General features: G+C 69.1%; 4 protein-coding genes. All 4 read right to left on the bottom strand.

What is annotated here, in order from left to right; genetic code table 11:
* Positions 1-72: 72 nt before the first annotated feature.
* Positions 73-1,371: a sugar ABC transporter permease gene (locus tag ACN6LM_RS37480; RefSeq protein ID WP_445069895.1), complete on the bottom strand. Its 1,299-nt coding sequence runs from the start codon at positions 1,369-1,371 to the stop codon at positions 73-75.
* A complete protein-coding gene (locus ACN6LM_RS37485; protein ID WP_445069896.1) occupies positions 1,368-2,156 on the bottom strand; it encodes an ATP-binding cassette domain-containing protein in 789 nt (262 codons plus the stop codon). The genes ACN6LM_RS37480 and ACN6LM_RS37485 overlap by 4 nt, the downstream gene beginning before the upstream one ends.
* A gap of 230 nt (positions 2,157-2,386) precedes the next feature.
* The gene (locus ACN6LM_RS37490) at positions 2,387-3,454 is read right to left on the bottom strand and encodes a sugar ABC transporter substrate-binding protein (RefSeq protein ID WP_445069897.1); all 1,068 of its coding nucleotides are present in this window, start codon (positions 3,452-3,454) and stop codon (positions 2,387-2,389) included.
* Between the two features lie 123 nt (positions 3,455-3,577).
* Positions 3,578-4,777 (bottom strand): ROK family transcriptional regulator, encoded by a 1,200-nt coding sequence (locus ACN6LM_RS37495; protein ID WP_164399655.1) that lies wholly within the window; start codon positions 4,775-4,777, stop codon positions 3,578-3,580.
* Between the last annotated feature and the right edge of the window lie 125 nt (positions 4,778-4,902).

Here is a 4,902-nt window from a genome sequence, read left to right on the forward strand (position 1 = left end):
TCTCTCCGTGGGGGCGCCGGGCTCCGGCGGGTGGTGCGTACGGCGCGTGGCCTGCGGTGTCGCGTGTCGCGGCTAGCCGCGGCCCGCCGTCTTCTGGGTCTTGCGGGAGACCGAGTCGATGATCACGGCGATGAGGAGCACCGCGCCGGTGATCATGTACTGGATCGCGTTGGACGACAGGTTCATCTGGTTGAGGCCCTGGACGATCGACTGGATGACCAGGATGCCCAGGAGCGCGGACCAGACCTTGCCGCGTCCGCCGAACAGGGACGTACCGCCGATGACGGCGGCGGCGATGCACATCATGAGCTGGTTGCCGCCACCGAGCGAGCGGTCGGCGCCGCCGGTCGCGGAGGCCAGGAAGAGACCGCCGACCGCACCGAGCGTGCCGGAGATCATGAACACCGAGATGCGGATCCACGACACGTTGATACCGGCGCGGCGCGCGGCCTCGACGCCACCGCCGACCGCGAAGACCTGGCGGCCGTACGTGGTGCGGCGCAGCACGAAGTCGGTGATGACCAGGATGGCGAGGAAGATCACCAGGGAGAGCGGGAGGCCCTGCTCCTGGTTGAAGGCGTACGCGGCGAGGAGGGCCAGCACGGCGAGCAGCACGGTGCGCAGGATGATCTCGCTCTGCGGGCGGTGCGGCAGCTCCGCGGCCTTGCGGCGCCTCGCGTCACGCAGCTGCGTGAGGTAGAAGGCGGCGATCACGACCACGGCGAGACCGTAGGCGGCGGCGATGTCCTCGAAGTAGTAGCTGGTCAGGTCGCGGACGAAGCTGCCGAGCGGGGTGGTGATGGTGGACTTCTCGCCCATCACCCAGGTCTGCATGCCGGCCCAGCCCAGGAAGCCCGCCAGCGTCACGACGAACGCGGGCACGCCGATCTTGGCGAAGACGATGCCGTGGAAGGCGCCGATGACCGTGCCGGAGAGGATGCCGAGCAGGATGGCGAGGCCGTCGGGCATGTCCGTGCCGAGGACGGCCCACACCGCGCCCGCGAGACCGGCGACGGAGCCGACCGCGAGGTCGATCTCGCCGAGCAGCAGGACGAAGACGATGCCGACGGCCATGATGCCGGGGCCCGCCGCGTACAGCGTGATCTGGTCGAGGTTGTACGAGGTGAGGAAGTTGCCGGTCTCGGCCTGGAAGACGATGCCGATGATGATCAGGCCCACCACGACGGGCAGCGAGCCGATCTCGCCCGAGCGCACCTTGCGCTTGAACTCGGTCCAGTAACCCTTGAAGCCCTGCTCGCGGACGAGCAGCCGGGGGTCGACGACCCGGACCGCGTCGGCGGCCGGCGCGGGAGCCTCGGTGGTCTCCGCCTGGGCCGGGACCTTGGCCGAAGTCTCGTTGGTGTTGCTCACTTGGATGCCTCCGCGCTGCGGGACTTGCGGCGGGTCACGGCGTTGTCCGTGGCGCCCGTGATCGCGGCGATGATTTCCTCGTGGCTGGTCGTCGCCACGGGGAAGACGCCGTTGTTGTGGCCGAGTCGCAGCACGGCGACCTGGTCGGCCACGGCCTTCACATCGGCCATGTTGTGGCTGATGAGGATGACGCCGAGGTTCTGCTCGCGCAGCCGCTCCACCAGGTCGAGGACCTGGGCGGTCTGCTCGACGCCGAGGGCCGCGGTGGGCTCGTCCAGGATCACGATCTTGGGGTTGCCGACCAGGGCGCGGGCGATGGCCACGACCTGGCGCTGGCCACCGGAGAGCGCGGCGACCGGGATGCGGACGCTGGGGATGCGGATGGACAGGGTGGACAGCAGGTCCTGGGCCCGCTTCTCCATGGCGACCTCGTCGAGGACGCCGCCCTTCTTGATCTCGCGCCCGAGGAACAGGTTGGCGACGACGTCCAGGTTGTCGCAGAGCGCGAGGTCCTGGTAGACGGTGGCGACGCCGAGGTTCTGGGCGTCGTGCGGACGGCTGATGTCCACCTTCGCGCCCTCCCACTCGATGACGCCCTCATCGATGGGGTGCACGCCGGCGATCGTCTTGACCAGCGTGGACTTTCCGGCACCGTTGTCGCCGACGAGGGCGACCACTTCTCCCGCGTGGACTTCGAGATCGACACCGGAGAGGACCTGGACCGCTCCGAATCGCTTGAAGACTCCACGCAACGCCAGCACGGGCGTCTTTGACACGTGAACCATCTCCTTCGCCGCCTGACCGGCGGGGATGTGCCGCCTGACCGGCGGAGACGCCGCACCGCGAGGGCAGCGTCGACATACGGGAAGCACTGGGGGTGAGTGTCCGGCACCCGGCCGGAAGCGGGGTGTGAGCCGGCCGGGGCCGGACAGTCAGGGGAGCGGGCGGAATCCGCCGTGCGGGGCGGACCGGACCCGCGCGGGGGGGGGGCGGCCGGCCCTGGCGCGAGGAGGGACTACTTGATGCCCAGCGCGGTGCACTTGGCGGCGATGTCCTTGACGCAGACGTCGGCGACCTTGTAGATGCCGTCCTTGATCACGGTGGACTGGATGTTGTCCTTGTTCACCACGGTCGGCTCGAGCAGCGTGGACGGAACGCCGTCCGTCTCGCCCTGGGCGCCGATGTCCTTGCCCTGGAGCAGGTTGACGGCGAACTTGGCGGCCTCGGGGGCCAGCTGCTTCGGCGACTTGTAGATCGTGAAGGTCTGCGTACCGGCGATGATCCGCTGGATGCCGGGGAGCTCGGCGTCCTGGCCGCCCACCGGGATGTCCTTGATGCCGGCGTTGGTCAGGGAGGTGATGATGCCGCCCGCCATGCCGTCGTTGGCGGAGTAGACGGCGTCGATCTTGCCCTTGCCGACCGAGGAGATGGCGGCGGTCATCTTCTCGCCGGCGATCTTCGGGTCCCACTCGCCGGACGCCTCGTAGGCGATCTTGATCTTGCCGTCGAGGGACGCGTGGGCGCCCTTCTTGAACAGACCGGCGTTCGGGTCCTTCTCGTCGCCGTTGATCATGACGAGGTTGGCCTTGGCGGCCTTGGCGCCGAGGGCGTCGAGAACGGCCTGGCCCTGGAGCCGGCCGATCTTCTCGTTGTCGTGGCTGACGTAGGCGTCGGCACCGGCGATGGCGCGGTCGTACGCGACGACCTTGACGCCCTTCTTGTGGGCGCCGGCGACCCACGCGGCGGACTTCTCGGCGTCGACCGAGGAGATCGCGATGACCTTGATGCCGTCGGCGATCTGCTGCTCGAACTGCTGCTTCTGCTGGCCGACGTCACCGCCCGCGTTGTTGTAGACGACCTCGCAGTCGGCGCAGTCCTTCTTGACCGCGTCGATGAACAGCGGCTTGTCCAGCGTCTCGTAGCGGGCGGTCTTGTTCTCCGGGAGCAGCAGACCGATCTTGGTCTTGCTGCCCGAGTCCGCCGAGTCCTTCTTGTCGTCGCCGGCCTTGCCGCAAGCGGCGAGGGAGAGGGCCATCGAGACGGCGGCCGTGCCTATGACGATGCGTCGCGTCACTGCGTTCATTGGGGGTTTGCCTCCCTGACGAGGCCGCAACGTCGCGGCCGAGGTGGATTGGAGTCAACTCGGCCCCAGGCTTGACGTCAAGGAGTAAATTCTTAACGAGATGACAACGGTGCCATTCGTTATCTAAGTGAAGGCAGGAGTGGCCGCGGGGAGGGTGCTCTCCAAAAGGGTTGAATCCCCCATCTCGCTGAGCACGAGGGCCAGCGCGCCCAGCACCTCCGCGCGCCCCCCCAGGGCCCCAGGAAGCACGGACAGCTGCCGGGCCGCACTGGGGATGGCGTAACGCGACACCGAGTCCCTGATGGGCCCCAGGACCAGCTCCCCGGCCTCCGCCAGCGAGCCGCCCAGCACCACGCGGCTCGGGTTCAGCAGATTGCAGAGGTTGGCGACCCCGCTGCCGATGTGGCGCCCGACGTCACCGATCACCCGCCGGCACCCGGGATCGCCCTCGCGGGCCAGCTGGACCACCCGCTCCATGGTGAGATCGGGGCCGTGGCTGGGCTGGAGCAGGGGCAGGACGTAGCGCGCGGCCGTGAAGGTCTCCAGGCAGCCGCGGTTGCCGCAGCGGCAGACCGGGCCCGATTCGTCGAGGGTGATGTGGCCGATCTCGCCGGCCGTGCCGCCGGGGCCCCGGTAGATGTGGCCGTCGATGACCAGACCGGCCCCGACACCGCTGGCGACCTTGATGTACGCGAGGTCCCTGACCCCCCGGCCGCTCCCCCACACCAGCTCGCCGAGCGCGCCGAGGTTGGCGTCGTTGTCCACGTACACCGGTACGCCGAGGCGCGAGGACAGCTCCTCGCTGGGGTTGATGCCCGTCCAGCCCGGCAGGATCGACGTGGAGCCCAGGGTGCCGGACTCCACGTCGATCGGGCCGGGTACACCGAGCCCCACCCCGATGACCTTGCCGGGGCTGATCCCGGTGGTCTCGATCAGCCGGTTGACCAGCTGCTCCGCCCGCCCGAAGCCCTCGGCGGACGAGGCGTCGACGTCCAGCGGCTCGGACTCCTCGGCGAGCACCTGGTGGGCCAGGTTGCCGACGGCCACGCGCAGGTGGGTGTGGCCGAAGTCGACGCCGATCACGATGCCCGCGTCCCCGCTGAGCGAGACGCTGCGGGCCCGGCGGCCGCCCGCCGAGGTGGGGGTCACCTCGACCGTGCCGCTGTCCTTCAGTTCACGAACGATATTGGAGACGGTGGCCGCGGAGAGGCCCGTGCTCCTGGCGATCTCCGCCTGGGTGAGCGAACCAGCCATGCGTACGGCGCGCACCACCCGCTCAAGGTTGGCGCGATGCAGAGACGTCTGCGACCCCGGAGTCTCCATCGACTCACTCACTCCTGCCATATTCTCCAACATGTGAACTCTAAGCTGACCGTTTTCGGGCGGGCCCCGTCAAGACCTGAGCGCGGGCAGCCTCTTACCGCCCGGAGCCCGAACGCACGGAACCG

The organism is Streptomyces sp. SAS_281 (assembly GCF_052542855.1).

Excerpts from the sequence above, each read along its gene's own strand:
- ACN6LM_RS37485 (WP_445069896.1), bottom strand. The coding sequence starts at position 2,156 with ATGGTTCACGTGTCAAAGACGCCCGTGCTGGCGTTGCGTGGAGTCTTC.
- ACN6LM_RS37490 (WP_445069897.1), bottom strand. The coding sequence starts at position 3,454 with ATGAACGCAGTGACGCGACGCATCGTCATAGGCACGGCCGCCGTCTCG.
- ACN6LM_RS37495 (WP_164399655.1), bottom strand. The coding sequence starts at position 4,777 with ATGGAGACTCCGGGGTCGCAGACGTCTCTGCATCGCGCCAACCTTGAG.